Origin of the sequence: Winogradskya humida (genome assembly GCF_016862215.1) — a bacterium.
GTDB lineage: Bacteria > Actinomycetota > Actinomycetes > Mycobacteriales > Micromonosporaceae > Actinoplanes > Actinoplanes humidus.
Genome location: NZ_BOMN01000041.1, coordinates 1 through 26,811 on the forward strand (window position 1 = coordinate 1; position 26,811 = coordinate 26,811).

Below are 26,811 nucleotides of genomic sequence, written 5' to 3' on the forward strand. Positions count from 1 at the left end.
AAAAATTTCCAGCTGCGCGTATTCCATCCCTTAATTCTTCTCAGGGAGTCGCATGATCGGAAGGGGTGGGCGTGCCATTGCTGGGTTGAGATAGATCATAGGGGCGTGAATGGCAGATGGTGAGTATTTAGTAGGTTGAAAAATGGTGGCGGGTGGAGGGCGACCATTGTCACACTTTGACGCACCGTCCCTATTGGTGCGTTGGAATTGATTCGCTGAGCTTCACACGCAGATCCCGCGCGAGCTGACCGCGGTAGGAACTGAGGACCTCGTAGAGAACCTCGCGGACCTCCTCGTCCGGGTGGTCGACCAGGTAGGCCAGTTCCTCGGCGTCGCCCCGGGACCGCGCGCCCAGGTCCCACAGCACGTCGATGATTTCCTCGGCGGTCTCCGCGACCTGCAGCTTCGCCATGAGCTGGGGTTTTGTCGGCCGCGGCGAGTCGTACGGGTAGCGGCGGCGATCCCGGCCGGCAGCTGGCGTGCCCCGCTGGATACAGCAGGAGCACGGCCGGGTGCCATGGGCGTTCGGCTGATAACGCCAGCCGAGGCCCTGGGGGACTTGGCGGACGTGGCGGACCTCGCCGGCCTTGATGGCGCGGGGGACGAAGATCTCGTAACCGCGGGGGTCGGCGAGGTCGCGGATGATGGCCACTGCTTGGGCGGCCGTGACCCGTTGCGGTTCCGCGTTGTAGCGGCCGACCAGGACCATCTCGTTGTCGGGGATCCTGATGTGGACGGCGGCCAGCACTCCGGGGTGCCAGCGGCGCAGTTCGCGTACCCACTGATGGGTGAGGGTGAAGGAAGGCAGCACGGCCATGCAGTAGACGCCGCGGCCGCGGCTGCGGGCCGCCACCCCGGAGCGGAGGACGCGGGCGGCGTTGCGCTGCGGCGTGAGATGCATGAGACCGGCCATGGTCCGGCGATGCTATCCGTGCGGCCGGAAAGTTTTCGAGAGAATTCTGGGCGGGTGGTGTCGGATCGGGGTTGAGGTGTTCGTTGCAGGGGTGAGAGGCCGCCCGGCAGGGGCGGCCCGGGGTGAAGGAGACGAGCCGAGATGCAGTATCTGATTTCTGTGATCGACGACAGGACCAACTCCGGCACCGAGGAGGAGATGGCCGCGATCGACGTGTTCAACGAGAAGCTCCAGAAAGAGGGCTACTGGGTCTTCGCCGGCGGTCTCGCGGCGCCCAGCTCGGCCACGGTCATCGACAACCGGAACGACGCGGCGGTGTTCACCGACGGCCCGTTCGTGGAGTCGAAGGAGCACATCGCCGGCCTCTGGATCTGGGAGGCGCCCGACCTCGACGTGGCGCTCAAGCTCGCCACCGAGGGGTCGAAGGCCTGCAACCGCAAGCTCGAGGTCCGGCCATTTCACTAGACGCGGCGATCACCCGTGCTCACCGCGAGGAGTGGGCGCGGGTCGTTGCCGCCCTGAACAGGCGCTTCGGTGACCTCGACGTCGCCGAGGAGGCCGCCGCCGAGGCCTTCGCGGTCGCCGTCGAACGGTGGCCGGTCGACGGCGTACCCCCGAATCCCGGTGCCTGGCTGACCACCACCGCGAACCGCAAGGCCATCGACCGGATCCGTCGGGAGAGCAAACGCGACGACAAGCACAAGGAGGCTCAGGTGTTCGACCACGACGACCCGCCTGAGCCCACCGGCGCCATCGACGACGACCGGCTGCGGCTGATCTTCACGTGCTGCCACCCGGCGCTCGCCATGGAGACCCGCATCGCGTTGACGCTGCGCATGGTCGGCGGGCTGAGCATGCCCGAGATCGCCCGCGCCTTCCTGGTGCAGGAGACCGCGATGGGCCAGCGGATCACCCGCGCGAAATCGAAGATCAAGGCGGCGCGCATCCCGTACCGGGTGCCGGCCGCGGAGGATCTCCCGGGCCGCGTCTCGGGCGTGCTGGCGGTGCTCTTCCTCATCTTCAACGAGGGCTACCTGGCGACCGGGCCCGACACGGATCCCGTACGCCACGACCTCACCGCGGAGGCGATCCGGCTCACCCGCCTGATCCGGGCCCTGCTGCCGGACGACGGTGAGACGGCCGGGCTGCTCGCGCTGATGCTGCTCACCGAGGCCCGCCGCACCGCCCGCGTCTCCCCGGGCGGCGAACTGGTCACCCTCGCCGAGCAGGACCGCGGCGCCTGGGACCCGGCCCTGATCGCCGAGGGCCACCGGCTGGTCCGCGAACGCCTGGCCGCGCGGGTCGCCCCGGGCCGCTACCAGATCCTCGCCGCGATCAACGCCGTCCACACCTCGGCCCGCGACGTCCGCGACACCGACTGGTCCCAGGTCGTCGCCCTCTACGACCAGCTCGTCAGAATCGACCCGTCACCGATCGTCACCCTCAACCGGGCCGTCGCGGTCGCGGAGCTGGACGGCCCCGACGTCGCCCTGGCCACCGTCGACCGGCTCGCAGCCCGGCTGGCCGACTATCACGCCTTCCACGCCACTCGCGCCGACCTGCTCCGCCGGCTGGGCCGCAGCCAGGAGTCCCGGGCGGCGTACGACAAGGCCATCGAGCTGGCAGGCAACACCGCCGAGACCGCCTACCTCACCCGCCGCCGCGACCAGCTCGGCTAGTTACGCGCAGGGTTCGGCGGCGGGCCAGTTGCCGGCGCGGAAGGCGGCGGGGGGAGTGCCGACCAGGCGGCGGAACTCGGCGGTCATGTGGGACTGGTCGTAGTACCCGGCCAGGGTTGCCAGCTCGGGCAGCGGCAGCTCTGGATGGTCGAGGACGGTGTTCACGCGGCGCAGGCTGAGGTAGCGCAGTGGGGGCATGCCGAGCGCCGCTGTGAACAGGTTGCGCAGGTGGCGTTCGCTGAGGTGCAGACGCCGGGCGGTGTCCTGGACGGACATGCCGTTCTCCAGCAGCGCTGTCGCCTTCTGCACCAGCGGGGATTGCTGCGGCGGCAGGACCGGGGCGTGCGATCGCAGCGGGACGATCCGGTCGGTGAGATCGTTGAGTGGGATGCCGAGGAACTGCGCCGCGGCCCCGGGGCGGAAGCGCAACGACCGGCACACCGCGTCGGCACGGGTCGAGTAGTAGCGGGCGCGCGTGCGGGGACCCATCACCACGGGGCCCGGTGCGTCGGCCGGCCAGACGAGCAGCGTGCCCGGGTCGGGATGCTCCATGGCGGTGGTGCCGCGGACATGGTGCCGGATGACGCCGGGACCGCTGAACCAGGTCGACATGCCTCCACCGTAGAGCGTGTGCCGATTCCTCCTAGACCCCGCGCTCCCCACGCTGACACCGTCATCACCATGATTCTGGTAACCGGCGCGACCGGCACGATCGGCCGCCATCTTGTCCCGCTGCTGCTCGCCGACGGCCACGATGTCCGCGCGATGACCCGGGACCGGGCGCGGATCGAACCGCGGGCCGGGCTGGAGATCGTGGAGGCGGACTACGACGATCCGGGCTCGTTGCAGGCGGCAGTGCGCGGTGTGGACGCTGTTTTCCTGGTGACGGCATCATCTTCGGTACGCCACGACGCAGCGATGATCGAAACGGCGGCCGGGCTGCGCGTGGTCAAGCTCTCCGCGATCGGGACGGGGGCGCGGGTCGGCTCTGCGGTGCTCGGCGCGGTGCATCTCGCGGCTGAGCAGCTCGTGCGGGAACGGACCCGGTGGACGATCCTGCGGCCGTCGGTGTTCGCGTCCAACTCGGCGCACTGGCGTGACGAGGTGCCGAACGCGACGGGTGACGCCGGGAGCGCGGTGATCGACCCGCGGGATGTGGCTGCTGTTGCGGCGGTGGTGCTGGGCTCTTCGACGTACGAACACCGGATTTTGACTCTGACCGGGCCGCGGGCCTTGAGCGTGCCCGACCAGGCCGCGTTGATCGGCAAGGTCCTGGGCCGCAGCCTGACCGTCCGGGAGTGGGAACCGGAGGTGGAGGAGTGGCGGCTCGGTGCGGCATGGACCCGGGCCGGCCACAACGCCGTGGTCACCGGCGACGTCGAGGAAGTACTGGGCCGCCCGCCACGCAGCTACGAGGACTGGCTCAGTTCTGTGCGGGCCGATGGTTGGTAATGGCGGTAACCAGGTCATCCCAGAGATGTCTGGGGCGGTCATGACCCATGTCGGGAACCAGCATGAGTCGCGCACCGGGGATGAGCTTGGCCGTCCGCTCGCCGCCGCTCGGCTCGATGAGGGTGTCGTCCAATCCATGGATGACCAGCGTCGGGACCTGCAGTTTCGCTAGATCTTCGGCGCGGGAGCCGTCCAGGATCATGGCGCCGAGCTGACGAGCGATCCCGGCCGGGTAGTACGCGCGGTCGTAGCCGGCCGCAGCCAACTCCCGAAGCGCCCCGACGTCCGCGTAGCGGCGCGATGCCCACACCAGGTCGCGTTCGGCGGCCGCGATGTAGCCGTCGCGGTCGGCCGGTCTCGGGGCGAACAGGACCTGCTGGGCCTGCGGTGTGGACTGCCCGACGCCGGGCTCGCCGGTCGACGACATCATGGAGGTCAGCGTGAGGACCCGGGACGGATGCTCGATGGCCATCCGCTGAGCGATCATGCCGCCCATCGAGGCTCCGACAACGTGTGACTGGTCGATCTCCAGCGCCATGAGCAGGTTGATCCCGTCGGCAGCCATGTCCGAGAGCGTGTAGGGAATCATCTTCTGAGCTGCAGGGAAATCACCGCTGCTGACCGCGGCGATGAACGCCCCCAGATCGACCGGGTACTGGTCCCACCTCGATGACAGCCCGCAGTCGCGGTTGTCGTACCTGATCACGTAGCGGCCGCGGTCGGCGAGCAGCCGGCACAGGTCTCCGTGCCAGGCGATCATCTGCGCTCCGAACCCCATGACGAGCAGCAGCGCGGGGTCGCGAGGATTCCCGAACGTCTCATAGGCGATCTGAACGTCCTGGGACACGCGGGCTACGGGCACCCCGCGACCCTGCCACAACCACTCCGCCCACGCCTCCGATTTCGGCTCAGCGCGGTCGGGCGCAACATTCACCCTTGCGCGAGGACGTGATATCCGGCGGTCTCACTCTGCGTCGGGTTGCGACGGCGCGGAAATGGGTTCTGAGGATTCGGGGTGGTGGGGCAGTGTGTAGGGCATGAGTGACTACGCGTACTCGACCGCGGCCGAGTTGGTGGCCGCGATGGACGGTGGCGAGGTGTCGGCGGTTGAGCTCACTACCGCTGCGATCGCCCGGATCGAGCGGCTCGACGGTGACATCAATGCGGTTTGCGTGCGTGACTTCGATCGGGCGCTTGTGGCGGCGGGGGAGGCCGACGCGGCGCGGGCCGGGGGTGCGGTGGGGGCCGTGCTCGGCGTACCGATGACCATCAAGGACTCGATCGATGTTGCGGGGTTGCCGACGACGTGGGGGTTTCCGCGGTTCAAGGATTACGTGGCGGCTGCTGACGCGGTCGTGGTTGCCCGCCTCAGGGCGGCCGGGGCGGTGATCCTCGGCAAGACGAATGTGCCGTTGGCGCTCGGTGATTTCCAGTCCTACAACGGGATCTACGGCGTGACGAGCAATCCGTGGGACCTCGGGCGTACGCCGGGTGGCTCGTCCGGGGGGTCGGCTGCCGCCCTCGCCGCCGGTTTCGGGGCGCTGTCGATGGGGTCGGACATCGGTGGCTCGTTGCGGGTGCCGGCGCATTTCTCCGGGGTGTACGCGCACAAGCCCTCGATCGGCCTGCTCCCGTTGCGTGGGCACACGTTCCCGGGCGCCCGGCCGCTGCCCGACCTCGGTGGCGACCTGGGCGTCATCGGACCGATGGCCCGCGGCGCGGCCGACCTCGCGATGATGGTCCGGCTGCTCGCCGATCCCGACGAGGCCGGCCTGGGCGTCGCCTACCGGACGGCATTGCGCCCGGCGCGGCACGACGATCTGGGCTCTTTCCGGGTCCTGATCCTGGACGCGCATCCGCTCGTCCCGGTCTCGTCCGAGGTGCGCGCCGCGATCGACGACCTGGCCACGCGGCTGGAGGCGGCTGGGGTGACGGTCCGGCGGAACAGCCCGCACCTGCCCGATCTGGCTGAGGGCGCCCGCTCCTACATGCGCCTGCTCCAGTCGGGCATCGCAGCCGGTTTCCCGCCCGAGGTCTACGCGGCCGCACTCACGGCCGCGGCCGCCCTCGACCCCTCCGACACGTCGCTGTCCGCCGAGCGGGCGCGGGGTGTTGTCCTGAGCCATCGCGACTGGGTCGCGGCCGACACCGTCCGCGCCGTCCAGCGGGCCCAGTGGGGCGAGCTGTTCACCGATGTCGACATCGTGGTCGCGCCGGTGTTCTCGACCCCGGCCTTCCTTCACGACCACAGCGAGCCGATGACGATGCGCACGATCCCGATCGACGGCGAGGAGCACAACCATCTCGACCAGCTGGCGTGGGGCGGTATCGCGACGGCACCCGGTCTCCCGTCGACCGCGGTGCCTGTCACCCGCTCGGCGCAGGGACTGCCCATCGGTGTCCAGCTGATCGGCCCGCTCTTCGAGGACCACACCCCGATCCGCTTCGCCGAGCTGCTCGACCGCGAGTTCGGCGGAGACCGAAAGGTTGCGCCCATAGCCTCTCCGGCATGAGGGATATCGAGGTGGTGCTGGCGGATGTGCCCGGGGCGCTGGGGGAGTTCGGGCGGGTGCTCGGCGCGGCCGGGGTCAGCCTGGAGGGCGGCGGTGTCTTCGCGGGTGTCGCGCATTTTCTGGTCGAGGACGCCGACCGGGCCCGGGATGCCCTGCACGCCGCGGGGATCGGGCCGGTCAGCGTGCACGACGTCGTCAGTCTGCGGCTCGACCAGGAGTTGCCGGGCAGCCTCGGCATCGTGGCCGCCCGCTTCGGTGAGGCCGGCCTCACCATCAACACCCAGTACAGCGATCACGCCGGCAACCTGATCCTGGTCGTCGGGGAAGGCTGAGCGTCGGGTCGCGGCCACACCCAGGCCCTGCCTGCCGTGATCAACTCCCAGGCTGAACCCGGGCTCAGTCGAATTCCTCTATGTACTCCTCGGGCGGGCCGAGGGAGGGCTCGGCGCACAGCTCCAGCACGCCGCCGAGTTTCTCCAGCTCCAGGATGGTGACCGTGTTGGAGCCGGGGTGGAGCAGCGGGCCGGGGCAGTAGAGGGTGAGCTGCGGGCCGATGTCCCAGTAGCGGCCGAGCAGGAAGCCGTTGACCCAGAGCAGGCCGCGTCCCGAGCCGGGCAGGGCGAGGAATGTGTCCGCCGGCTCATCGACGGAGAAGGTGGCGACCGCGAAGCCCGTGCCGGTGGTCGGCGGGCTTGCGGAAAGGGCGCTCCGCAGAGACTCCGAAGACCACTCCTGCAGGGCGACCGGCGTGCACTCCCAGCCCTGGACTGTGCGGCGGTCGATCAGGACCGGCCCGAGGACTCCCTTGTGGCCGCCGAGGGCCGGACCGTAGTTGACCCGGCCCAGGTTCTCCACGAGCAGTTCAAGACGGACGATGGCGCCGTTTCCGCGTACCCGCAGGCTGGGATTTGTGGGGGTGACCGTGCCCAGCAACGTGTCGTCGGCAAAGACCAGAGCCCGGTCCCGCACGTCCGTCACGGTCAGTTGGTGGTCACCCGTCGGAATTCTCGGGTACGCCCGGAGCAGCGCGATCCCCGCGTCCAGCCCCAGCCGTTCGAAGCTGGCCGGGCGTGGTCCACTCGTGGTCGGCGCGGGTACGGCGCGCAGGCCGGCCAGCAGGTCGGAGCGGTGTTCGAGCGGCAGCCGCGCGGCGGGCAGGACCGGAAGGCGCGCCGATACCCGCAGCGGGCCCGTCGCGCCCAGGACCGCGCGCATGGCGTGGAACTTCGGGGTGAGGGAGCCGTCCTCGGCGATCGGGGCGTCGGAGTCGTAGCTGGTGACCGTGGGTTGCAGGCGGCCGTCCTGGTCGTTGGCGCCCGCCCAGAGGCCGAAGTTGGTGCCGCCGTGGGCCATGTAGATGCTGACGCTGCCGCCGTCCTCGATGATGCCGCTGAGGGTGCGGACGGCGCTGTCGACACCGCGGACGTGGTGTTTCTCGCCCCAGTGGTCGAACCAGCCGTTCCAGAACTCGGCCACGACGAACGGCTCGTCCGGGCGGCGGCCGGCGAGCAGTTCGCGGGCCGGGCCGGGCTTGGAGCCGAGGGTCGCGGCGGTGAGGGTGCCGGGCAGCGTGCCGCCGTCGAGCATCAGGTCGGTGGGGCCGTCCGCGGTGAAGAGCAGTTCGGTGATGCCGCGTTCGACGAGGGCGGTGTGGTTCCAGCGTACGTAGGCCTGGTCGTCGCCGTAGCTGCCGAACTCGTTCTCCACCTGGACCGCGACGACCGGCCCACCGGCGGCGGCCTGCAAGCCGGCGATGCGGGGGATGAGGTCGTCGAACCAGGGGGCGACCGCGCCCGTGAACGCCGGGTCTGAACTGCGCAACGCCACGTCACGGCCGGTGAGCCAGCTGGGCAGGCCGCCGTTGGACCATTCCGCGCAGATGTACGGCCCGGGCCGCACGATCACGTCGAGGCCCTCGTCCCCGGCGGTGCGGATGAACTCCTCGAGGTCGTGCCAGCCGTCGAAGCGCGGGGTGGTGCCCTCGCGGGGCTGGTGAAAGTTCCACGGCACGTACGTGTCGACCGTGTTGAGCCCGAGGTCGCCCAGGCGCTGAAGCCGGTCGCGCCACAGCCGGGGATGGACGCGGAAGTAGTGCAGGGCCCCGGACAGGATCTGGTGCGGCACGCCGTGGCGGTAGAGCCGGCGTTCGTTCCAGGAGAGGGCGGGTGGTTCGATCACGGCGCGAGCCTATGTTATCGATGCCATGTGTAACAACGGCAGTATGCTCTGCCCTTCAAAGAGGTTCGAAGGAGCGTTATGACCGAGGCCGTCGCGCGATCCGTCAGGCAGCCGAGCATGGCTGACGTGGCACGCACCGCCGGGGTGTCGGCCCAGACCGTGTCCCGGACGCTGCGGGATTCCCCCAACGTCAACCCGGAGACCAGGCGGCGCGTGCTCGACGCCGTGGAACAGCTCGGATACCGGCTCAACAACGCGGCCCGGGTGCTCTCCTCCGGGCGCAGCTTCACGATCGGGCTGGTCCTGCTCCAGTCCGGCGGCTACTACTCGCGCTCCGCGGTGACCGCCGGCGTCGAGGCTGCGGCGGGGCACGCCGGGTACGCGGTCAACATCGCGACCATCGCCGGGCTCGACACCGGGCTGATGGAACGTGCCCTGTCCAAGCTCGCAGACCAGGGCGTGGACGGCATCATCATCGCCGTCCCGCTCATCTCGGTCACGCAGAAGATGGAGGACATCACCCGGGACATCCCGACGGTGACGCTGGACGGCTCGCGTACGGCCGGGGCCCGGGTGCTGGGAATAGACCAGCTGGAAGCGGGCCGCCTGGCCACGCAGCACCTGCTCGACCTGGGCCACCGGCAGGTGTGGCACGTCTCCGGCCCGGACGAGTGGATCGAGGCGCGGCAACGGCTGCAGGGCTGGCAGGAGTGCCTGGCCGCGGCGGGGATCGACGCGCCACCGGCGCTGGAGGGCGACTGGTCGCCGGATTCCGGGTACCGCCAGGGGCAGATCATCGCGATGATCCCGGACGTCACGGCGGTGTTCGCGGCCAGCGACGAGATGGCCTTCGGGATCATTCGCGCGCTGCGGGAGCGGGGCCGCTCGGTGCCCGAGGATGTCTCCATCGTCAGCGTCGACGACATCGCGCTGGCCGCGTACTGTTCGCCGCCGCTGACCACCGTGCGGCAGGATTTCTACCGTTCCGGGCAGGCCGCGGTCGAGTTGCTGCTGGACCCCGACGGAGCCAACGCCTCCGTGGTGCCGGCGTCACTGTCAGTACGCGCATCGACCGCCGCGCCGCGCTCGCACTGATCAGCCGATGTTCAATTTTCGTAACACCTCTTGCGTGATCATGTTATCGATGCCACCGTAACATCGTCCGGCGCGACCGGACCCCTCAACGCCTATCGGTGTGGGCTCCTGTCCCCGGAAGGACATAGACAGATGCGTAGAAGACTCGTCCTGGTGGGTGCCGCGGTCACGGCGCTCGGGCTCGTCGCCGGATGCTCGGGCGGCGGGGGCGGCCCGGACTCCGGCAAGACCACCCTCAAGGTCGCCGCGCTCGAAGGTGGCTACGGCCGCGACATGTACACGCAGGTCATCGACGCGTACAAGGCGAAGAATCCCGGCGTCGACGTGCAGCTGCAGATCTCGAAGAGCATCGAGGACGAGATCTCGCCGAACATGAAGGCCGGGAAGTTCCCCGACGTCGTCGTGCTCGGCCAGGGCCGCAAGGCCGCGCTGACCGAGACCCTGGTCAAGGACAAGGCGCTGGAGAACCTCACGCCGCTGCTGTCCACCAAGGTGCCCGGCGAGGAGAAGACCGTCGGCGACAAGCTCACCGAGGGCATCGTCGGCAACCTCAACACCAACCCGTACGGCGGCGGTGACACGTACCTGATGCCGATGTACTACTCGCCGACCGGGCTCTTCTACAACAAGGGACTCTTCGCGTCGAAGGGCTTCAAGGTCCCGGCGACCTGGGACGAGATGTTCGCGCTCGGTGAGCAGGCCAAGGCGCAGGGGCTGCCGCTGTTCACGTACCCGACCGCGGGCTATCTCGACTCCTACTTCTTCGCGCTGCTCGCGGATGTCGGCGGCGAGCAGTTCTACACCGATGTCATGACCTACAAGCAGGGCGTGTGGCAGACCCCGCAGGCCAAGCAGGTCCTCGACATCACCACGAAGCTGCTGGGTTACGCCGCGCCGACCACCGTCGGGTACGCCAACGAGCAGGACTTCACCAAGAATCAGCAGTCGATCCTCGAGAACAAGGCACTGTTCATGCCGAACGGCACCTGGATCGTCGGCGAGATGAAGGACGCGCCCCGCGCCGCCGGCTTCCAGTGGGGCCTGACACCGTTGCCGGCGGTCACGGCGGGTGGCAAGCGGTACATCACCACGTCCGTCGAGTCGGTGTGGATCCCCAGCTCGGCCGGGCACAAGGACGCGGCGAAGGACTTCATCGCGTACCTCTACTCCGACGAGGCCGCGGCGATCTTCGCCAAGTCGAACGCGATCCAGCCGATCGCGGGCATCGCCGCGAAGCTGACCGGCGAGAACGCCGACTTCTACAAGGTGTACGAGGACCCGGCGGTCTCCGCGCTGGTCGGCGGTTTCGCCAGCACCGCGCCCGTCGAGGGCGTCGACATCAAGGGCACGCTCTTCGACACCGCGAACAGCGTCATCAGCGGTGACAAGACCGAGGCGCAGTGGCAGACCGCGCTCGACGAGGCCAGCGAGAAGCTGCGCCAGGCCGGAAATTGACAGCGGCGGCCAAGCGGCGCAAGCGCGGCAACGGCGGCTTCGTGCTTGCCTGCTTGGCGCCCGCACTCGTGCTCTTCGCGGTCTTCATGATCGTGCCGACGGTGAACGTGTTCCGGATGTCGCTCTATACGTGGAGCGGCTTCTCCCCGGACATGCGCTTCGTCGGGCTGGACAACTTCCGCCGGCTGCTCGACGACGACCAGTTCGTCCGCGCGTTCCAGAACACGGTCGCGCTGCTGGTGGTCGTGACCGTGGTGACGATGGGCATGGGCCTGTTCCTCGCCGCGATCATGACCCGGCAGAAACTGAGCGGGCGCAACCTCTACCGCTTTGTTCTGTACGTGCCGAACGTGCTCTCCGTCGTCGTCATCGCGGCCATCTTCTCCGCGGTGTACGACCAGGAGAACGGTCTGCTCAACGGCGCTCTGCGGGTGCTGTCGCTGGACGGGCTGCAGCAGGTGTGGCTCGGCGACCAGCGGATCGTGCTCTACTCCGTGGCGATCGCCATGGTCTGGCAGTCGCTCGGCTACTACATGGTCCTCTACATGTCGAGCATGTCGAGCATCCCCGAGGAGCTGTACGAGGCCTCCTCGCTCGACGGCGCGTCCGCCGGGAAGCAGTTCTTCTCGATCACCCTGCCGCTGATCTGGCAGCACCTGCGCACGACGCTGACGTTCTTCGTGATGAGCGCCGTCAACCTCAGCTTCGTCCTGGTCCGCGCGATGACCGGTGGCGGCCCGGACGGCGCCTCGGAGGTCCTGCTCAGTTACATGTACAAGCAGGCGTACACGAACTCGTCGTACGGCTACGGCATGGCCATCGGCGTCGTCATCTTCGCTTTCTCGTTCCTCGTCTCGCTGCTGGTGAGCCGGGCGACGAAGCGTGAGCCCCTCCAGTTCTAGAAGGACGCACCATGACCATCACCAGGCTCGGCCGCACGCTGACCTACGTGCTCGTCGCGGCGATCGCGCTCGCCATCGCCGTGCCCGTGGCATGGGTGCTGCTGGCGTCGTTCAAGGCGAAGGGCGAGTTCTACGACAGCCCGTGGACGCTGCCGGACGGCCTGCGGATCCAGAACTACGTCGACGCGTTCGTCACCGCGCACATGGGTCAGTACTTCCTGACCTCGGTGCTCGTGACCGTGCTCGGGCTGGTGTTCGTCCTTGCCGTGTCGATCCCCGCGGCGTACGTCATCGCCCGGTACGAATTCCGGGGCCGCGGATTCGTCGAGGTGCTGCTGCTCGCCGGCCTGTTCGTGAACGTCAACTACATCGTCGTCCCGATCTTCCTGATGTTGGTCGGCTGGGACCGCTCGCTCGCGGACGTCCTGCCCGGCGGGTTCTTCATCGACAACCCAGCAGTGCTTTCCCTGGTGTACGCGGCCACGTCGATCCCGTTCAGCATCTACCTGCTGACCGCGTACTTCCGGTCGATCCCGGTCGACTACGAGGAGGCGGCGTCGCTGGACGGCGCGTCCCGGTTCCTCGTGATGACCCGGATCATGCTGCCGATGGCCCGGCCGGCGGTGACGACGGTGATCCTGTTCAACTTCCTGGCGTACTGGAACGACTTCATCATCGCGTTGACGCTGCTGCCCGGTGACGGCAAGACGTTGCAGGTCGGCCTGCTCAACCTCATGACGGCGCAGAAGGCCGCGGCCGATTACGGGCGGCTCTACGCCGGAATGGTCATAGTCATCGTCCCGGTCCTCATCCTCTATGCGCTCATCCAGCGCCGGCTCATCGAGGGCATGGCCGCGGGCGGGGTGAAGGGATGAACCTCGTGCTGATCCTCGTACGCGCACTGGTGGCGGCCGCCTGCGTCGCCGTCGTCGTGATCGCGCGGACCACGGTCGGGTGGCCGAACCTGCTCACCATGCTCGGCGCGCTGCTGGTGCTGCTCGCCGTGCTCGCCGCGTACAACCGGAGGCACCGATGAAGGCTGCGACGATCCGTCCGAGCGCCCGGCAGCTCAGCTGGCAGCGGATGGAGTTCTACGGCTTCATCCACTTCGGCATGAACACGATGACGGACCGCGAGTGGGGCGAGGGCCACGACGACCCGGCCTTGTTCGATCCGTCGTCGCTCGACGCCGACCAGTGGGTGACCGCATTGAAGAGCGCGGGCATGACCGGCGTCATCCTCACGGCCAAGCATCACGACGGATTCTGCCTGTGGCCCAGCGATGCCACCTCCTACACGGTCGCGTCCTCGCCGTACCGGAAAGACATCGTCGCGGAGGTCGCCGAGGCCGCCCGCAGGCAAGGGCTCAAGTTCGGGATCTACCTGTCACCCTGGGACCGCACCGAAGCCTCCTACGGTTCGGGGGCCGGCTACGACGACTTCTACGTCGCCCAGCTCACCGAACTGCTCACCCGCTACGGACCGGTGTTCACGGTGTGGCTCGACGGCGCGAACGGCGAGGGTCCCAACGGCAGACGTCAGGTCTACGACTGGGACCGCTACTACGCCGTGGTGCGGGAGCTGCAACCCGGCGCGGTGATCAGCGTCTGCGGGCCGGACGTGCGCTGGTGCGGCAACGAGGCCGGTGAGACCCGCCCCGACGAGTGGAGCGTGGTCCCGCGGTCGCTGCAGGACGCCGAACGGATCGCCTCGCTCTCGCAGCAGGCCGACGACGGGACGTTCGCCACCCGGGTCCGCAGCGACGACCGCGACCTCGGCAGCCGCGCGGCGCTCACCGGGCACGACGATCTCGTCTGGTACCCGGCTGAGGTCAACACGTCGATCCGCCCCGGCTGGTTCCACCACCCACTTGAGGACGTGCGCGTTCGCAGCGCCGACGAGTTGTTCGCCATCTACCTCCGCTCGGTCGGCGGCAACTCCACGTTCCTGCTCAACGTCCCACCCGCCCGCGACGGCCTGATCTCCCCACCCGACCTGGCCGTTCTCTCGTCGCTGGGGGAGTTGATCACCGATTTTCACTCCCGCCAGATCCCGCTCGAGCTCACCGACCCCGAAACCATCGAAGCAGTTGTCGTACGCGAGGACATCGCTCACGGTCAACTCATCGAGCACGTCGTGGTCCGGGGGCGCCGTGACGGGGAATGGACGACGCTGGCCGAGGCGAATGCGGTTGGCTACCAACGGATTCTGCTCTTCGAACCGGTCGAGGTCGACGCCGTCCGGATCGAGATAACCGCGTCGCGGGGCGAACCCGTCATCGATCGGGTCGCGGCAGTCCGGGCGGCGCGATGAAGAAGATCCTGGCCGGTCTGGCGCTGGTCATAACCGCGCTCGTCGTCACCGGCGCTGTCCTCGCGCACCGCAGTGACGTCGTCGGTTCGATCGACGGGCACGACGTCACGCGGGACGAGCTGGTCTTTCATCGGGACAACGACCGGACCCTCGCCGACGTCTGGACCGACAAGACGATCTTTGTGCTCGCGCAGGAGCAGGGGCTCACCGATTCCGTCGATTACGACGATTTCCTCGACGAGGTGGAGCGGGAGAACAAGCGCCGCGCCGACGCGATCGCCAAGGGCGAAACCGTCTACGGCGTCACGGACTTCTCGCCCGAGGAGTACTACACGCACCGGCTCGCCGAATTGCGGACCGGGCTCGAGAAGAAGCTCGGCGACGGCCCGCTCCTGATCACCGATGCCGAGGTGCGGCAGAAGTTCGAGGCGTCGAAGGCGGACTGGAGCGCAAACGCCACCACGTACGCGTACACAAAACTTGTCGTTCCCGGCTCGGCCACTACCGCGATCAGTGGACGGCTGGCGGACGTGCGGATTCCCGGCTCCAAGCTCAGCAAAGAGACGTACGGCGGCGCCGCTGCGACGACCGGGCTGAGTACGCACGACCAGGACCTGATGGCGGTGCTCACGAAGCTCGCCCCGGGTCAGATCTCCTCCCCGGTTCCCGGCACCGGGCAGACCACGTACTACGAGCTCGACGGCACCACCGTCGACGAGAGTGCGGCGTTCGCCACCTACTCCCAGCGGATCAGGGCGGCGCTCGTCGAGGAGAAGTTCGACCGGTACATCCAGAACCGGGTGCAGAACAGCCACATCGAGGTCGACATCAACCCAGAGGATGTGCAGTGAGAAAACCTGTCGGGACGGCTCTGGCCGTGTTGCTCGCCGTGTTGCTCGCCCCCGCATTGCCGGCGTCCGCTTCTGCCGCCCCTGCCAAGAAGCAGTGGCCGGGGAACTCCAAGAACGTGACGGGCGGCCGGGACTTCTACATCGACTCCGCGCTCGGTAACGACAGAGCTGCCGGGAACTCGCCGAAGGCCGCCTGGAAGACGCTGGGCAAGGCGAGCGCGACGACGTTCAAGCCCGGTGACCGGATTCTGCTCAAGGCCGGATCGCAGTGGAACAACGAGCAGCTGTGGCCAAAGGGCTCCGGCACCACGCGGCAGCCGATCACGATCTCGGCGTACGGGGACGTCAAACGGGGGCGGCCGTACATCGCGACGAACGGCAACGTGCCCAGCCCGTTCAACGCCGACGGCACGAAGAACCCCGAGACCGTCGGGCTGACCGGTGCGATCGTGCTGCGCAACCAGCAGGGCTTCGACATCAACAACATCGAGCTCTCGAACGACGACGACTTCGCCACGGACATCACCACCGGCACGTACGTTCGTGATGGCATCATGGTGTCGATCAATGCGGACAAGCTGGCGGCAGGCGCGGACACCGTCATGGACCACTTCCGGATCCACGACATCTACGTGCACAACACCGACGGCCCGAGCAGCTGGCAGAAGATCCACTACGGTGCCGTCAACTTCCAGGTCTTCGGGAGCAAGTCCTACAAGGAGTACGCGACCGGCGGCTACTACTTCAAGGACGTCCGGATCGAGGACAACACGTTCGTCAACGTGGAGCTGCACGCGGTGCAGTTCGCGTTCAACTGGTTCGCCGCGGACGGCGCGGACGCCGGGCAGTACGACGAGGCGGGCAAGTTCCATGAGGGCTGGGAGCAGCTCTGGGTGCGTACCCGTGATCTCTACAGCCGTGATGTCTACATCGGCCACAACTACGCCGAGAGCATCGGCCAGGGTGCGTTCCAGCTCGCCGACACCAAGAACATGACGGTCGAGTACAACGAGGTCAACGGCTTCCTCGCGCGCTACGACGCGGTGTCCTGCGGGCTCTACCTCTGGGCCGGCGCCGACTCGGTGATGCAGTACAACGAGGTGTACGGCGGCCCCGACAACGAGTACGACGGCACGCCCTGGGATCTCGAGTACACGAACTTCAACGTCACCTACCAGTACAACTACTCGCACGACAACGCCGCGGGCTGGATGGCCTACATGGGCAACAGCTCCAACTCGGTCGCTCGCTACAACCTGAGCGTCAACGACAACGGCGTACTCGTGAAGAACATGCTGTCGACGAACTACTCGCCGACGTACTTCGTCAACAACACGTTCGTCTACGACGGCGGGGACCTCGCCCAGGTGCACGACGAGACGTTCCTGAGCCGCGTCTACTTCCTGAACAACATCTTCTACAACACGTCGCAGACCACGCCGACCACCTGGTACCGCAAGACCGGTGCACTACGTCAGGCGGTGTTCTCGAACAACGACTACTACGAGGCCGGCGGCGTCCACTCCACCCAGGAACCGGCCGACCCCGACGGCCTGCGCGCCGACCCTGAATTCGTCGGCAACCCCGCCACTTACAGCACCGGTGACGTCAAGAAGGCCGCGGCTCAGTTCGCGCTGCGCAAGAGCTCGCCGCTGATCGACGCCGGCCGCTACAACCCGCACCTCGGCACCGCGGACATCCTCGGCACCCAGCTCTACTACGGCGACGCCCCGGACATCGGCGCCGTCGAGGCTCGTCGCGGCCCGCGCGTCCCGAACCCGGTCGACACCGACCCGATCGAGAACGAGGGCCCCGACCGGGTCTCCCTCGCCCTGGGCAAGCCGGTCACCGCCAGCTCCACCCACCCGGGCGCCAACGGAACGCTCGGCGCGGTGAACCTGACCGACGGCAGCCTGAGCACCCGGTGGGCAGCCGCCGACGACGCGACCTACCCGATCACGCTCGACATCGATTTCGGCGCGGACACCGCGTTCAGCGAGGTCTACCTCGACGAATACACCGACTCGGGCACCAACCCGCGGGTGCGGACGTTCTCGCTGCAGCGCTGGGACGCGGCCACCGGCACCTGGGTCACGTTCGCCGATCAGACCAACGGCATCGGGCACGACCTGACCGTCACCGGCTTCGGCAGCGTCACCACCAGCAGGCTGCGGGTCGCCCTGACCAGCCAGATCGCGACGGAGATCTACACGCCGTCACTCACGGAGATCAGCGTCTACTGATCCCCTGAACGGGAGGCGGGGTGGCGCCGGGCCGCCCCGCCTTCTTCTACGCTGCTGTTTCGGTGCCTCCCGGCACCAGCGTGACCGTGCCGTTCTCGTGGTCGACCGTGAAGAGGGTGCCCGGCGGGAAGCTGCCCAGCACCTCGGGCGGCAGCTGCACGGTGCCGTCCCCGGCGACCACGGCGAAGTCCTGACCGTCGCGGCCCTCGGCGCCGACCCGGCCGTCGCGGATCGTCACCGCGCGGCCCAGCCGGGAACCCACCTCGTTGTCATGGGTGACCACCACGATCGTGGTCTGCCGCTCCTGGTTCACCGTCTCCAGGGCCTCGAGCACCTCGTCCCGCCCGGCCGTGTCCAACCGGCTCGTCGGCTCGTCGACCAGCAGCAGCCCCGGGCCCGCGGCGATACCCACGGCCAGCGCGGCGCGCTGCCGGCCGCCCGGGGTCAGCTCGGCCAGCCGGGACCGGCCCATGCCGGGCAACCCGACCAGGTCGAGGATGCGGTCCGGGTCGTCCAGCTTGATGCCCCGGGTGTGTGCGGCGCGGCGCTGCGCGAGCCAGATGTTGCGATGCAGGGATGCGTACGGCAACAGGTTGCGGGCCGCGCCCTGCAGCACCACGCCGATCTCGGTGCCCCGCAGCCGGGACACCTCGGCGTCGGAGAGCTTGCCCATGTCGTACGTGCCGATGTTGATCCGGCCCGCCGAGGGGCGCATCATCCCGGCGAGCAGCGAGATCAGCGTCGACTTGCCGGACCCGGACGGCCCGACCAGCGCGAGCGTCTCCCCGGGAGCGATGGAGAGGTCCACGCCCGCCAGCGCGACCACGTCACCGGCCTCCGCGCGATAGATGTGCACGACGCGCCGGCAGGCCACCGCAAGACCGTTCATGACGCACAACGTAGCCGCTAGCGTCGACGAACGGGAGCCCAAGGTCGATTAGGACGAGGGCGCCCATAAGTGACGTCCGCTAATTGTCTAGGGTGAGCCCGTGCGTGACATCGCAGTCTTCACCGGCAGTGCCCATCCCGAGCTGGCGGCGGAGATCTGCGAGCACCTCGGCGTGCCGCTGCTGCCGACCAAGACGTCCCGGTTCGCCAACGACTGCATAGAGGTCCAGCTCCAGGGCAACTGCCGGGAGCGGGACGTCTTCCTGATCCAGCCCCTGGTGCCCCCGGTCCAGGAGAACCTCGTCGAGCTGCTCTTCATGCTCGACGCGGCGCGCGGGGCGTCGGCGGGACGGATCACGGTGGTGCTGCCGCACTATGCCTACGCGCGGAGTGACAAGAAGGATGCCCCGCGGATCTCCATCGGAGGCCGGTTGGTCGCCGACCTGCTCCAGACCGCCGGCGCGCACCGCATCCTCGCCATGACGCTGCACTCCCCGCAGGTCCACGGCTTCTTCAGCGTCCCCGTCGACCACCTGCACGCACTGCGGGAGCTCGCGCACCACTTCCGCGGCTACGACCTGAGCAACACCGTCGTGGTCTCCCCGGACCTGGGCAACGCCAAGGAGGCGGCCGCCTTCGCCCGGATGCTCGACATCGAGGTCGCGGCCGGCGCCAAGCAGCGCTTCGCCGACGACAAGGTCGTGATCAGCTCGGTGATCGGCGAGGTGGCCGATCGCGACGTGATCATCCTCGACGACGAGATCGCCAAGGGCAGCACCGTCTTCGAACTGCTCGGCCGGCTGCGGGAGCGCAACGTACGCAGCATCCGGGTGGCGTGCACGCACGGGCTGTTCGCCTCGCAGGCCGTGCAGCGGTTGTCGGCGGAGAAGGACGTGGAGGAGATCGTCTGCACGAATACCGTGCCGATCCCGCAGTCGACCCGCTCCGACAAGCTGACCGTGATCTCGGTGGCGCCCGCGCTGGCCGAAGCCATGCGGCGTATCCACAACGGCGAGTCGGTCAGCGCGCTCTTCACCTGACGCTAAGTGACAATCCTTCATCTTCTGACTGTCACTCTGGGTTGTTGATACGGCACGATCGCCGTCGGTAACTACCGGCAGAGTGCCTGTTCAACGGACATTTGACGCCTTTGTTTGTGCGCACGCTGCGTTGACAACCCGGGCTTAATGATGATTACATTCGGTGTACGCCGGGACGGGTTGTGACCGCCTCGACCGGCGCCCGGGAGATCGTTGAACGGGGGATCGCGCGGGGCGTAGCAGGCCCGCCGAACTTCGATCTGCCGGGGACGGGCGACCTTCGCAGGTGTGTATTCGATGGCACACAGTGCTTGTTGTGGCGGCATAAAGGGCCTTCCACCTGCGTCGATTCGATCCCTGGGCATGTGCCGTTTGTCCATCCCCCGGTCGGGGGACCGATTAACCTATGTTCAGGTTGATCTCCCGGGGTATGCGGGCAGCGCTGTGCTAATCCGTGCAGACCTGTGCGACGCTGGCCGTCGCAAGATCCGAAATTGCTTCGTTCCGATCACCGCAGGTCACAGCGCGCGGAGCGAGGCCATGAACACATCGGAGGACACGTGGCAAACATCGAGACGTCCCTCAAGGAAGCGATGGCCATCGATGGCGCCATCGGCGTCGCACTGGTCGACTACACCAGCGGACTCACGCTGGGCGTCCTGGGCGGCGGGGCGACCATGGACATGAACGTTGCCGCGGCGGGTAACACCGACGTGGTCCGCGCCAAGGTGCGCACCCTGGAGATGCTCGGCCTGTCCGACTCGATCGAGGACATCCTCATCACGCTGGACACCCAGTACCACCTGATCCGACTGCTGAAGTCCACCCGCAGCGGCGACGCGTTCTTCCTCTACCTGGCGCTCAACAAGAGCCGCGCCAACCTTGGGCTGGCCCGGCACCAGCTGCGCAAGATCGAATCAGACCTCGAGGTATGACGGCCGCCACCCGGAGCATGTCGGAAACCGTCACCAACGCGGTGGCGGATTTCCGGGCGCTCGTACCAGACTGCGTAGCCGCGGGCCTCGTCGACATGTCGACCGGCATGATGCTCGCCGTCGACACCCTCGACAACTACCCGAGCGAGCTGCTCGACCTGCTCGCCGCGGCCACGTTCGACCTCTTCCAGGGCCGCAACGTGACCATGATCGAGGAGATCTTCAAGGCCCGGCGCGGTGTCGAAACCGTCCGGCACTACTTCCAGGAGATCGTGGTCAACAGCGACAACCTCGTCCACCTCTTCCTGCGCAGCCAGGCCAACCAGGACTTCGTCGCCGTGATCGTGTGCCGTCGCGACACCAAGGTGGGCATGGTCTTCGCCCAGGCCAGAATCGTGATGAAGCAGCTGGAAGCCGGCTTCGCCAGCTGACCCGCAGGAGGCTTCACATGAGCTTGGACGAAGCACTGCGAATACCCGGCGCGTACGCGGTAGCCCTCATCACCGCAGACGAGCCGGCCCTGACCTGGTGGGGCCGATCCCCCACCGACCGGGAAGCCCAGGCCGCCTCCCAGGTCGGCCGAGCCGCGGCCGACCTGGTCCGCCTCAGCACCGTCAACATCCTCACCGACACCCTCGACGACGTCCTGGTCACCAGCGCCCAGGCCTTCCACGTCCTCCGCCTCATCCCCACCCCCCACGGCCAGGACCGCGTCGCCCACCTGATGCTGCGCCGAGCGGGCGCCAACCTGGCCATGGCCCGCCACGACTTCCGCCGCCTCACCGCGGCCTACGCAACCGAGGCAACCCCGGCACCTGCCGTGGGGGAGCCGCCGGCGGTGGGTGACGCGCTTACGGTGGTCGGTGGACCGGCGGTGGGGGAGACCTCTGCGGTGGGCTCCGCGCCTGCGGTGGAAGTTGCGCCTGCGGTGGGCTCTGCGTTTGCGGCGCAAGTTGCGCCTGCGGCGGAGGAGACGTCTGCGGTGGACGGCGCGACTTCGGTGGAGGAGACGCCTGCGTCGGATGTCTCGTACACGGAGACAGGGGCGGACGCCGCGTCGGAAACGCCTGCGGTGGAAACGCCCACGGTGGATGACGGGCCTCCGGGAGGTGGCGCCGACGAAACGGCAGCTGTTCCGGAAGTGCAGATGATGCAGGATGCATCACCGGACGTGGACGCGGACAACGCGGTCGTCACCGGGCGCGAGGCTGCGCCCGAGCCGGTTTTGCCGGTCCAGCCGGAACGTTCCGCGGAAGCTGAAGTGCCGGCCGAGCCTGAGTTGTTCGCGGGGCTCGAGGCTCTGGTCGCGCAGGGGTCGTCGGCCGGGTCTGAGGCTGACCACGGGATGCCGGTAGCGGACGTGGAGGCGTTGCCGGTCTTCTCAGCGGCTCTGGAAGGCGAACCGGAGATCTTCCGGGACGCGGTCGCCGAGTTCGCGGCGGCATCCGAGCCGGACCTAGCATCCGAGGCTGGGCCGGACCTCGCACCCAAGGTCGGCCCGGACCTAGCATCCGAGGCTGGGCCGGACCTCGCGCCCGAGGCTGAGTCGGACGTAGAACCCGAGGCCGGGGCGGATGTGGCAGCCGCGGTCGGGTCTGAGGTCGTGCCGCAGGGCGGATCTGCGGACGGGCTTGAGGGCTGGCGTGAGGTTGAGTCGGAAGGCGGGTCTGAGGGCGCGGGTGACGAGTGGCCGGAGCTTGAGGCGGAGCTCAGTGACTTTGACGAGGAGCCGGGGGCTGTCGCGGAGCTTGAGGCGCTGGACGTACCGGATTTCGGTGATGAAACGCACGGTTCGGCAGGTCACGAACCGGGGGCCGATGCGGGCGGGTATGAAGATGACCTTGGTTCAGGGCTCGACGAGGCGTCCGATCCGGAGCAGGATTCGCTGGTGGAGACGGAGAAGCCGGTTCTTCCTCGCAGGTCGCCCGGGACGGAGAATTTGCCGGCGGCTGCGGTGACGGCTAAGGCTTCGCCGGCTGCTTGGCTGGATCTGCTCGGCCAGCCGTATTTTAACGATGAGACGGTGTTGGAGCGCGTTCTCGGCTCGCTCAAGCGCCTGTAAGACCCCCCGATTGTCAGACGCGCGAGAAGAGACCCACCGGTGCAGAGCACGACCAGCGATCAGCAGTACAACGCCGTCCGCGCGGAGCTTGCCGCGCTTCGGCATCAGGTGACCGGCGTGCAGGGGTGTGTCATCGCCGGCGTTGATGGGCTGCTGATTCTTCATGACACGATGTCCAACACCGAGCCGCACGACCTGGCCGCGCTGGCGGCGGGGGCGCACGGCATCAGCCGTACCTGTGGGAGTGCCCTGAACCAGGGTGGTTTCCATGAGTGCACCATCCATAACCACCAGGGTTATCTGGTGGTCTACGCGGTGGGTGAGCTTGCCCTGCTCGCGGTGCTCGGCGACGAGAAGATGAACGTCGCGCGGCTGCACCTCGAGGCCCGCTCGGTGACCGCCCGCCTGGCCGCCCTGCTGGAGATCAAGACGGTCCAGCAGGCCCACCCGTTCGACCAGCGCTGACCAGGAAAGTCAGCGCGGACCGGGAAAATCTGTCGACAGGGTCACTTCTTCCCACGAGAGAAGGTCGGCGTCGACGGCCGCGCGGCCCGCTCGGACCAGGCGCAGGGCGTCGGAGCCGAGGACGAGGTGGCGCGGCGGCTCGGGCGCTTCGATGACCTTGAGGACGGCGGCTGCCGCGCGGGCCGGGTCGCCCAGTTGGCGGCCGCTGGCCTGGTGGCGGGCGTCGCGAATGGGACCGAAGAGGGTGTCGTAGTCGGAGATCGACCTGGGGGCCCGGGTCATGGAGCGGCCGGCCCAGTCGGTGCGGAACGAGCCGGGTTCCACCGCGGTGACGTGGATGCCGAAGGGCGCGACCTCCTTGCCGACGGCTTCCAGGATGCCCTCGAGGGCGTACTTGCTGCCGCAGTAGGCCGAGACTCCCGCGAAGCTGGCCAGGCCACCCATCGAGGTGACGGCGAGGATGTGGCCGCGGCGGCGTTCGCGCATGAAGGGCAGCACGGCCTGGACCGTTGCCGCCGCGCCGAAGACGTTCACGTCGAACTGGGCGCGCAGGGCGGCCAGCGGCGTCTCCTCGAAGGTGCCCTCCAGGCCGTAGCCGGCGTTGGCGATCAGTACGTCAACCGCGCCGACGGTCCGCTCGACCTCGGCGACCACGGCGAAGACCGCGCGCTCGTCGGTGACGTCGAGGACCCGGGCGTGGGCGCGGTGCGGGTCGAGGGCAGTGAAGGCCGTGGCGTCGGCGTCCTTGCGTACGGTGCCGATGACGGTGTGGCCGGCCTCCAGGGCGGCGACGGCGAATGCGCGGCCAAGGCCGGTGCTGACACCGGTGATCAGGAAAGACTTCATGCGGCAAGCTTGTGCGCGGGCGGCGACGGCAACCAGGACACGTCGTACCCAGGCTCCGCGCGGCAAAGAGCCTTAGCCTCGGGTGATGACCGGCAACAACCTCGGCGAGTTCCTGCGCGCGCACCGTGGCAGGCTGCGGCCCGATGACGTGGGCCTGCCGTCGTACGGCACGCGCCGGGTGGCAGGTCTGCGCCGTGAGGAGGTCGCCGCGCTCGCGGGCATGAACGGCGACTACTACGCCCGGCTGGAGCAGGGCCGCGAGCACAGTCCGTCAGCGCAGATCCTCGAGGCGATCAGTGCCGCGCTGCGGCTGGACGGCCCGGCCCGCGAGCACCTGTACCGGCTGGCGGGGACGGCGCCGGATGGACGGCGTACGCCGAAGGAGGCGGTGAGCGCGCCGTTGCAGCGGCTGCTGGACGCGTACACCACTGTGCCGGCTTTTGTCCTGAACCCCGCGAAAGACTTCGTTGCGGCAAACGCCCTGGCCGAGGCGTTGTTCTGCCCGTTCGAGACGGTGGACAACCTGGCCCGCATGACGTTTCTCGACCCGGCGGCCAAGCACTTCTTCGTCCACTGGGAGAAGTTCGCCGAGTCGATCGTGGCCGGTCTGCGGCACGCCACCGGTATCGACCCGGGGTATGCCCGGCTGAGCGAGGTGGTGCGCTCGCTGAGTGAGCGGAGCGAAGCCTTCGAGACGCTCTGGTCGTCGCACACCGTCTACGGCAAGACCCAGGACGCCACGGAGTTCGATCATCCCGAGGCGGGGCGGCTCGCCCTGATCTCGCAGTCCTTCGACGTGCGCGCAGCCCCGGGTCAGCTCATGGTCGTCTATCAGCCGGAGCCGGGGGACTGCTCAGGCGCGGGGCGGCTGCGGGCCGCACAGGGTCCTGATCGCGGCGAGCAGCGTTGAGCGGGTGAACGGCTTCTCGACCAGCATGCTGTTGGCGTCCAGGTGCAGCTGCGGGCCGAGCGACGCGGCCGTGTAGCCGGACATGTAGAGCACCGGCAGGTCCGGGTGGTGGGTGCGCAGCGCGCCGGCGAGCTCCGGGCCGGTCATCGTCGGCATGACCACGTCGGTGATCAGCAGGTCCGGGTGGGCACCCGCGGCGACCTGGGTGACCGCCGTCAGCGCGTCCGTGGCGACCGTGATCTCGTAGCCGGCCGGTTCGATCAGACGCTGCACCAGCTTGGCGACCTCGGGCTGGTCCTCGACGATCAGGACCCGGCCGATCACCTGCGGGGTGGTCTGGCGGTCGATCGCCGGCGCGGTGCGCTCCTCGGCGGCGGGCAGGTAGAGGTGGACCGTCGTGCCCATCCGGGGCGCCGACTCCAGCACGATGTGACCGCCGAAGCCCTGCACGATGCCCGCCGTGGTCGCGAGACCCAGGCCGGACGCGGTGGGCCGGGTGGTGAAGAACGGTTCCAGGGCGCGGCGGCGGGTCTCGTCGGTCATGCCCGTGCCGGTGTCCTGGATGACCATGTGCACGATCCGGCCCGCGGGCGCGTTCTCGGCGAGCTGCCCCGGTTCGACGACCTCGTTGGTGGCGGCGACCCGCAGCATGCCGCCGTGCAGCATGGCGTCGCGCGCGTTCGCCGCGAGGTTGACGAGTGCCTGTTCGAGCGGGCCGCGCTCACCGCGTACCGGCCAGATGTCGGGGCTGAAGGCCAGATCAAGGCCGATCCGCTCACCCAGGGTGCGGGAGAACAGGCTCTGGACGTCGGTGAGCAGGTCCGGGATCGGGATGATCTCCGGCCGATTTCCCTCGGTACGCCCGAACGCCAGCAACTGGTGCGTCAGCGTCCGCCCGGTCCCCACGGCATCCAGGATGTCCTTCGCCATCTGGTGCTGCGGCGTGCCCTCGGCGGTCGTCGTCGCGATCATGTCGGCGGAACCGGCCACCACGGTCATCAGGTTGTTGAAGTCGTGCGAGATGCCACCGATCAGCTGGCCCATGCTGTCGAGCCGGCGGAGATGGTCGAGCTGGCGCTTGAGCCCCTTGGCGTCGATGTGGTCGGTGGTGTCGGTGACCATGCAGAGCACGCCCATGTAGCGGCCGTTCTCGTCCTCCAGCGGCATCATGCTCATCCGCACACTGCGGTGCGAGCCGTCCGCGCGCAGCAGCCGCGTCGCGCCGACCGTCGACCGGCCGGCCTTGCACTCGGCGAGGCGGCGGGTCAGCTCGGCCTGGCCGTGGTCGTCGAGGAAGCCGCGCAGCGAGACGTTGATCAGCTGGTGGCGCGGCATGCCGAGAACAACACCGATGGGCTCGTTCGCGTAGGTCGCGCGGCCCTCGTTGTCGAGTTGCAGCACACCCTCGGGGATGGTTTCCAGGACCCGGCGGTAGCGTTCCTCGCTGGCGCGCAGCCGCTCGATCGCCCGCGCGGACGACACCGCGAGCGACAACTCGCCGGCGATGTCGCGGGCCAGCTCCACCTCGGCCTCGGTGTAGATCGAGTCGGGCGTCGAGCGGGTCAGGATCAGATAGCCCATGTACGTGTTGTCCACGATGATCGGGCAGAGCACCGCCGCGTGCACCACCGGCAGATGACCACCCGGATCCAGGTACGCCGAGTGCCGCGGCCGGGGCAGCCCGGTGACCGGCTCGCCGTCGTCACCGGAGAGCACCACGGGACGGCGGCTCGCGGCGAGACCCGTGGAGAAGTCGTCGTCGGGCTGCTCGCCACTGCGGTCGAGCAGGCGCGCGTACGGCACCGCGAGCTCGTCGTCGGCGTGCAGATAGGTGATCGGCTCGTAACGGCCATCGTCGCCCAGCAGCTGCACCCCGGCGCCGTCACCGATCATGTCGGCGGCGGCCCGGGCGGCTGTGGCGCGGACCTGGCCGGCGTCCTCGGCGGCCCGGCTCAGTGCCAGTGCCAGATCTGCCAGCGCGTACCGGAGCGGATAAGCCATGACACCCATGTGGCAACTATCGGCTGAATGGCCACGCGGTGCGGGCGGTTCAGGAGGAATGCAACCGACC

General features: G+C 68.5%; 26 protein-coding genes. 19 read left to right on the plus strand and 7 right to left on the minus strand.

Features of this window, described 5'->3' with window-relative positions; genetic code table 11:
- Nucleotides 1-190 precede the first annotated feature (190 nt).
- Entirely contained in the window at nt 191-913 is a 723-nt protein-coding gene (locus Ahu01nite_RS17305; RefSeq protein ID WP_203837569.1) for a HEAT repeat domain-containing protein, read from the minus strand.
- A gap of 141 nt (nt 914-1,054) precedes the next feature.
- On the opposite strand from Ahu01nite_RS17305, the gene Ahu01nite_RS17310 reads away from it, so the two are divergent.
- Nucleotides 1,055-1,378, plus strand: coding sequence for a YciI family protein (locus Ahu01nite_RS17310; RefSeq protein WP_203837826.1), 324 nt, complete (start codon nt 1,055-1,057; stop codon nt 1,376-1,378).
- The gene (locus Ahu01nite_RS17315) at nt 1,369-2,592 is read left to right on the plus strand and encodes an RNA polymerase sigma factor (protein WP_203837827.1); all 1,224 of its coding nucleotides are present in this window, start codon (nt 1,369-1,371) and stop codon (nt 2,590-2,592) included. Before Ahu01nite_RS17310 ends, Ahu01nite_RS17315 begins: the two co-directional genes overlap by 10 nt.
- On the opposite strand, the gene Ahu01nite_RS17320 is transcribed toward Ahu01nite_RS17315, so the two are convergent.
- Complete coding sequence (locus Ahu01nite_RS17320) at nt 2,593-3,204, minus strand: helix-turn-helix transcriptional regulator (RefSeq protein WP_203837570.1); 612 nt, start codon at nt 3,202-3,204, stop codon at nt 2,593-2,595. It lies immediately after the preceding gene.
- A gap of 69 nt (nt 3,205-3,273) precedes the next feature.
- On the opposite strand from Ahu01nite_RS17320, the gene Ahu01nite_RS17325 reads away from it, so the two are divergent.
- Nucleotides 3,274-4,044 (plus strand): NAD(P)H-binding protein, encoded by a 771-nt coding sequence (locus Ahu01nite_RS17325; RefSeq protein WP_203837571.1) that lies wholly within the window; start codon nt 3,274-3,276, stop codon nt 4,042-4,044.
- On the opposite strand, the gene Ahu01nite_RS17330 is transcribed toward Ahu01nite_RS17325, so the two are convergent.
- Entirely contained in the window at nt 4,016-4,906 is an 891-nt protein-coding gene (locus Ahu01nite_RS17330) for an alpha/beta fold hydrolase (RefSeq protein WP_239158911.1), read from the minus strand. The genes Ahu01nite_RS17325 and Ahu01nite_RS17330 overlap by 29 nt on opposite strands.
- A 175-nt stretch (nt 4,907-5,081) precedes the next feature.
- Between Ahu01nite_RS17330 and Ahu01nite_RS17335 the strand changes: the two genes are divergently transcribed.
- On the plus strand, nt 5,082-6,557 hold the full coding sequence (locus tag Ahu01nite_RS17335; RefSeq protein ID WP_203837572.1) for an amidase: 1,476 nt from the start codon (nt 5,082-5,084) through the stop codon (nt 6,555-6,557).
- On the plus strand, nt 6,554-6,889 hold the full coding sequence (locus tag Ahu01nite_RS17340) for a hypothetical protein (protein ID WP_203837573.1): 336 nt from the start codon (nt 6,554-6,556) through the stop codon (nt 6,887-6,889). Before Ahu01nite_RS17335 ends, Ahu01nite_RS17340 begins: the two co-directional genes overlap by 4 nt.
- A gap of 64 nt (nt 6,890-6,953) precedes the next feature.
- Here Ahu01nite_RS17340 and Ahu01nite_RS17345 read toward each other — a convergent pair whose 3' ends face one another.
- Nucleotides 6,954-8,735, minus strand: a complete 1,782-nt coding sequence (locus Ahu01nite_RS17345) for a glycoside hydrolase family 35 protein (protein ID WP_203837574.1) — start codon at nt 8,733-8,735, stop codon at nt 6,954-6,956.
- A gap of 117 nt (nt 8,736-8,852) precedes the next feature.
- On the opposite strand from Ahu01nite_RS17345, the gene Ahu01nite_RS17350 reads away from it, so the two are divergent.
- From Ahu01nite_RS17350 to Ahu01nite_RS17385, 8 genes are all read left to right on the plus strand, one after another.
- Nucleotides 8,853-9,830, plus strand: coding sequence for a LacI family DNA-binding transcriptional regulator (locus tag Ahu01nite_RS17350; RefSeq protein ID WP_239158912.1), 978 nt, complete (start codon nt 8,853-8,855; stop codon nt 9,828-9,830).
- A gap of 132 nt (nt 9,831-9,962) precedes the next feature.
- Complete coding sequence (locus Ahu01nite_RS17355; RefSeq protein ID WP_203837576.1) at nt 9,963-11,285, plus strand: carbohydrate ABC transporter substrate-binding protein; 1,323 nt, start codon at nt 9,963-9,965, stop codon at nt 11,283-11,285.
- Nucleotides 11,282-12,187, plus strand: coding sequence for a carbohydrate ABC transporter permease (locus Ahu01nite_RS17360; RefSeq protein WP_239158913.1), 906 nt, complete (start codon nt 11,282-11,284; stop codon nt 12,185-12,187). Before Ahu01nite_RS17355 ends, Ahu01nite_RS17360 begins: the two co-directional genes overlap by 4 nt.
- An 11-nt stretch (nt 12,188-12,198) precedes the next feature.
- On the plus strand, nt 12,199-13,062 hold the full coding sequence (locus Ahu01nite_RS17365) for a carbohydrate ABC transporter permease (protein WP_203837577.1): 864 nt from the start codon (nt 12,199-12,201) through the stop codon (nt 13,060-13,062).
- A complete protein-coding gene (locus tag Ahu01nite_RS17370) occupies nt 13,059-13,223 on the plus strand; it encodes a DUF6903 family protein (RefSeq protein WP_203837578.1) in 165 nt (54 codons plus the stop codon). Before Ahu01nite_RS17365 ends, Ahu01nite_RS17370 begins: the two co-directional genes overlap by 4 nt.
- On the plus strand, nt 13,220-14,500 hold the full coding sequence (locus Ahu01nite_RS17375) for an alpha-L-fucosidase (RefSeq protein WP_203837579.1): 1,281 nt from the start codon (nt 13,220-13,222) through the stop codon (nt 14,498-14,500). The genes Ahu01nite_RS17370 and Ahu01nite_RS17375 overlap by 4 nt, the downstream gene beginning before the upstream one ends.
- Nucleotides 14,497-15,351, plus strand: a complete 855-nt coding sequence (locus Ahu01nite_RS17380; protein ID WP_203837580.1) for a hypothetical protein — start codon at nt 14,497-14,499, stop codon at nt 15,349-15,351. The genes Ahu01nite_RS17375 and Ahu01nite_RS17380 overlap by 4 nt, the downstream gene beginning before the upstream one ends.
- A complete protein-coding gene (locus Ahu01nite_RS17385; RefSeq protein WP_203837581.1) occupies nt 15,348-17,594 on the plus strand; it encodes a galactose-binding domain-containing protein in 2,247 nt (748 codons plus the stop codon). The genes Ahu01nite_RS17380 and Ahu01nite_RS17385 overlap by 4 nt, the downstream gene beginning before the upstream one ends.
- 46 nt (nt 17,595-17,640) lie before the next feature.
- Here Ahu01nite_RS17385 and Ahu01nite_RS17390 read toward each other — a convergent pair whose 3' ends face one another.
- Complete coding sequence (locus Ahu01nite_RS17390) at nt 17,641-18,483, minus strand: ABC transporter ATP-binding protein (protein WP_203837582.1); 843 nt, start codon at nt 18,481-18,483, stop codon at nt 17,641-17,643.
- Between the two features lie 100 nt (nt 18,484-18,583).
- On the opposite strand from Ahu01nite_RS17390, the gene Ahu01nite_RS17395 reads away from it, so the two are divergent.
- From Ahu01nite_RS17395 to Ahu01nite_RS17415, 5 genes are all read left to right on the plus strand, one after another.
- A complete protein-coding gene (locus tag Ahu01nite_RS17395; RefSeq protein ID WP_203837583.1) occupies nt 18,584-19,522 on the plus strand; it encodes a ribose-phosphate diphosphokinase in 939 nt (312 codons plus the stop codon).
- A 560-nt stretch (nt 19,523-20,082) separates the two neighbouring features.
- Nucleotides 20,083-20,457, plus strand: coding sequence for a hypothetical protein (locus Ahu01nite_RS17400; RefSeq protein ID WP_203837584.1), 375 nt, complete (start codon nt 20,083-20,085; stop codon nt 20,455-20,457).
- Nucleotides 20,454-20,888: a hypothetical protein gene (locus Ahu01nite_RS17405; RefSeq protein ID WP_203837585.1), complete on the plus strand. Its 435-nt coding sequence runs from the start codon at nt 20,454-20,456 to the stop codon at nt 20,886-20,888. The genes Ahu01nite_RS17400 and Ahu01nite_RS17405 overlap by 4 nt, the downstream gene beginning before the upstream one ends.
- Before the next feature lie 17 nt (nt 20,889-20,905).
- Entirely contained in the window at nt 20,906-22,519 is a 1,614-nt protein-coding gene (locus tag Ahu01nite_RS17410) for a hypothetical protein (protein ID WP_203837586.1), read from the plus strand.
- 39 nt (nt 22,520-22,558) lie between these two features.
- Nucleotides 22,559-22,984: a roadblock/LC7 domain-containing protein gene (locus tag Ahu01nite_RS17415; RefSeq protein WP_203837587.1), complete on the plus strand. Its 426-nt coding sequence runs from the start codon at nt 22,559-22,561 to the stop codon at nt 22,982-22,984.
- 9 nt (nt 22,985-22,993) lie between these two features.
- Here the strand turns inward: Ahu01nite_RS17415 and Ahu01nite_RS17420 are convergent, their stop codons facing one another.
- A complete protein-coding gene (locus Ahu01nite_RS17420; protein WP_203837588.1) occupies nt 22,994-23,830 on the minus strand; it encodes an oxidoreductase in 837 nt (278 codons plus the stop codon).
- Nucleotides 23,831-23,915: 85 nt separating this feature from the next.
- Between Ahu01nite_RS17420 and Ahu01nite_RS17425 the strand changes: the two genes are divergently transcribed.
- Nucleotides 23,916-24,740 carry a helix-turn-helix transcriptional regulator gene (locus Ahu01nite_RS17425; RefSeq protein ID WP_203837589.1) on the plus strand — a complete coding sequence of 275 codons (825 nt, stop codon included), beginning with the start codon at nt 23,916-23,918 and terminating at the stop codon, nt 24,738-24,740.
- Here Ahu01nite_RS17425 and Ahu01nite_RS17430 read toward each other — a convergent pair.
- A complete protein-coding gene (locus Ahu01nite_RS17430) occupies nt 24,684-26,750 on the minus strand; it encodes a hybrid sensor histidine kinase/response regulator (protein WP_203837590.1) in 2,067 nt (688 codons plus the stop codon). The genes Ahu01nite_RS17425 and Ahu01nite_RS17430 overlap by 57 nt on opposite strands.
- Between the last annotated feature and the right edge of the window lie 61 nt (nt 26,751-26,811).

Bases quoted from the DNA above. Each gene is read 5' to 3' on its own strand.
- Ahu01nite_RS17305 (WP_203837569.1), bottom strand. From the start codon at position 913: ATGGCCGGTCTCATGCATCTCACGCCGCAGCGCAACGCCGCCCGCGTC.
- Ahu01nite_RS17310 (WP_203837826.1), top strand. From the start codon at position 1,055: ATGCAGTATCTGATTTCTGTGATCGACGACAGGACCAACTCCGGCACC.
- Ahu01nite_RS17320 (WP_203837570.1), bottom strand. From the start codon at position 3,204: ATGTCGACCTGGTTCAGCGGTCCCGGCGTCATCCGGCACCATGTCCGC.
- Ahu01nite_RS17325 (WP_203837571.1), top strand. From the start codon at position 3,274: ATGATTCTGGTAACCGGCGCGACCGGCACGATCGGCCGCCATCTTGTC.
- Ahu01nite_RS17335 (WP_203837572.1), top strand. From the start codon at position 5,082: ATGAGTGACTACGCGTACTCGACCGCGGCCGAGTTGGTGGCCGCGATG.
- Ahu01nite_RS17340 (WP_203837573.1), top strand. From the start codon at position 6,554: ATGAGGGATATCGAGGTGGTGCTGGCGGATGTGCCCGGGGCGCTGGGG.
- Ahu01nite_RS17350 (WP_239158912.1), top strand. From the start codon at position 8,853: ATGGCTGACGTGGCACGCACCGCCGGGGTGTCGGCCCAGACCGTGTCC.
- Ahu01nite_RS17355 (WP_203837576.1), top strand. From the start codon at position 9,963: ATGCGTAGAAGACTCGTCCTGGTGGGTGCCGCGGTCACGGCGCTCGGG.
- Ahu01nite_RS17365 (WP_203837577.1), top strand. From the start codon at position 12,199: ATGACCATCACCAGGCTCGGCCGCACGCTGACCTACGTGCTCGTCGCG.
- Ahu01nite_RS17370 (WP_203837578.1), top strand. From the start codon at position 13,059: ATGAACCTCGTGCTGATCCTCGTACGCGCACTGGTGGCGGCCGCCTGC.
- Ahu01nite_RS17375 (WP_203837579.1), top strand. From the start codon at position 13,220: ATGAAGGCTGCGACGATCCGTCCGAGCGCCCGGCAGCTCAGCTGGCAG.
- Ahu01nite_RS17380 (WP_203837580.1), top strand. From the start codon at position 14,497: ATGAAGAAGATCCTGGCCGGTCTGGCGCTGGTCATAACCGCGCTCGTC.
- Ahu01nite_RS17390 (WP_203837582.1), bottom strand. From the start codon at position 18,483: ATGAACGGTCTTGCGGTGGCCTGCCGGCGCGTCGTGCACATCTATCGC.
- Ahu01nite_RS17405 (WP_203837585.1), top strand. From the start codon at position 20,454: ATGACGGCCGCCACCCGGAGCATGTCGGAAACCGTCACCAACGCGGTG.
- Ahu01nite_RS17410 (WP_203837586.1), top strand. From the start codon at position 20,906: ATGAGCTTGGACGAAGCACTGCGAATACCCGGCGCGTACGCGGTAGCC.
- Ahu01nite_RS17420 (WP_203837588.1), bottom strand. From the start codon at position 23,830: ATGAAGTCTTTCCTGATCACCGGTGTCAGCACCGGCCTTGGCCGCGCA.
- Ahu01nite_RS17425 (WP_203837589.1), top strand. From the start codon at position 23,916: ATGACCGGCAACAACCTCGGCGAGTTCCTGCGCGCGCACCGTGGCAGG.
- Ahu01nite_RS17430 (WP_203837590.1), bottom strand. From the start codon at position 26,750: ATGGGTGTCATGGCTTATCCGCTCCGGTACGCGCTGGCAGATCTGGCA.